This window comes from Acidithiobacillus sp. TH-A36, from assembly GCF_057473445.1.
Map to the genome: position 1 here is coordinate 1 of NZ_JBYCKP010000284.1, position 1,821 is coordinate 1,821.

General features: G+C 51.7%; 2 protein-coding genes and 1 pseudogene. All 3 read right to left on the reverse strand.

Features of this window, described 5'->3' with window-relative positions; genetic code table 11:
• Nucleotides 1-567, reverse strand: a 567-nt coding sequence (hpnH, locus tag AC2VLY_RS07470) for an adenosyl-hopene transferase HpnH (protein WP_486892106.1), incomplete at its 3' end; no start/stop codon positions are given.
• 107 nt (nucleotides 568-674) lie between these two features.
• Nucleotides 675-1,517 (reverse strand): ferritin-like domain-containing protein, encoded by an 843-nt coding sequence (locus tag AC2VLY_RS07475; RefSeq protein ID WP_486892107.1) that lies wholly within the window; start codon nucleotides 1,515-1,517, stop codon nucleotides 675-677.
• Nucleotides 1,514-1,821: pseudogene (locus tag AC2VLY_RS07480) on the reverse strand (hypothetical protein); the annotation flags it as partial. The pseudogene AC2VLY_RS07480 and the gene AC2VLY_RS07475, both read right to left, overlap by 4 nt.

Below are 1,821 nucleotides of genomic sequence, written 5' to 3' on the forward strand. Positions count from 1 at the left end.
GGCCTTGCAGTCATCCAGGAAATTGGCTACTTCTTCCGCCCCTTCACCCTGAAAGAGGGTACAATTCACGGTCACCCGGAAGCCTTTTTCAACCGCCTCCTGAATAGCCAAAGCCGCCCGCTTGTAGGTCCCCGGTTGACAGACAGAATCATCATGGCGGTGTTCATTGCCATCCAGATGGACAGAAAATGTCAGATAAGGAGAAGGCGTATAATCATCCATACGCTTTTTCAGCAGGAGTGCATTGGTGCATAAATAAACGAAGCGCTTGCGTTCCACCAAACCCTTCACCACTTCCGGCATATCCTTGTGAATCAGTGGCTCACCGCCGGCAATAGAAATGATGGGCGCACCACATTCTTCCGCTGCGCCAATGCACTCTTCCACCGACAGGCGTTTATCCAGCACATCATCGGGGTAATCGATTTTCCCGCAACCCGCGCAGGCCAGATTACAACGAAACAACGGCTCCAGCATCAGGACCAAAGGATAACGCTTACGCCCCCGCAGTTTTTGCGAAACAATGTAGCGACCCACCTTGTAGCTCTGAATTAAAGGAACACCCATAGTATCAACACCCCCACCTGGTGGCTAAACAGCCTGTGAACAAATAACAACCTTAATCGCTCAAGTATAACATACCAAAGCGTATGCAGGACAAGCGCAGCAAATAATCAGGCGCCTTTACCCCGGGACAGAAAGAAAAACAGTATATTGGCAATACGCGGTGCCAATTTCGGACGCAGCAAACGGGCATCATAAGCAGCAAAGCGTCTCTCGTTTTCCGTCCGACATAATGCGAGCAACTGTGTCAGGCTAATGTCGCTACTCACCTGTTCATGGCCGGTCATGGTAAAATTTTCCTCCTGATGATCATTCAGGCCCCTTGCCGTTTGAATCCGCGCCCAGGCCTGCATGCTGATGACCTGGATACGGTGATACTCCAGAACAATTTTTTTCCAGAAAGGCAGGCGCCGACGGTGCCACTTTAACCAGTTGATAAAAAAAATGATGTGTCGCGCTTCTTCCTGCATGACCGGCTCAAATATCTTTACCAGCTCAGGTGGGAAAAATCCCGAGTTTTTGGCTGCAGCAAACAGTCCAAAAGCAAAATAGGAATCCAGACATTCGCCATAACCCGTAAATAGAAACTCCCAGTAAGGATCCCGCAAGGGCGGCGGCGGCGGAGAGGGAGGTATCTGAATATTATAATGTTTCACCAACGCCTGGAGCAAATCCGAATGTCTCTGTTCTTCCTGACCATCCAGAGCCACAGCGGCACGCACTACGGGATCGGTTTCCCGTGCCGCCATACTCTGAACCATCCGCGCGGTGACACTCTCCGTCGCTACCGCCTCACCCCAGAAAGGCAAGGATTTGACCCGTTGTTCCGTGGCAGCATCCAGTTCCGGCCAAGGCATATTTGCAGGATCAAAATGTACATGGGTATCGTGCATGAACTGGCAAAACAAATCCCGATGCTGCTCAGAACCCAGATCTATGGCCATTGCCGTCATAAAACCCCCTCTTTCCCGGTTGCAACCTGTAACCACCTTCGACGCATATAATGACTTTCTGATGCAGCCCATGACAAGAGGACCGGGACGCCCAGAAAAAGTTCACGCAGCCGTCTGGCCAAAGCATAAGCCAGGGCAAGGTCCGGACCAATGCCGACCACCGTTCCGAACAGCATAAAACCGCCCTCCTGAATACCAATGCCTGCCGGCACCACAAATGCCACACTACGCAAAGCTTGCCCCAGACTTTCGAGGAGCAAGGCCGCCCAGAAAGGTACCGGATGGTGCAGCAGCCAAAAAGTAA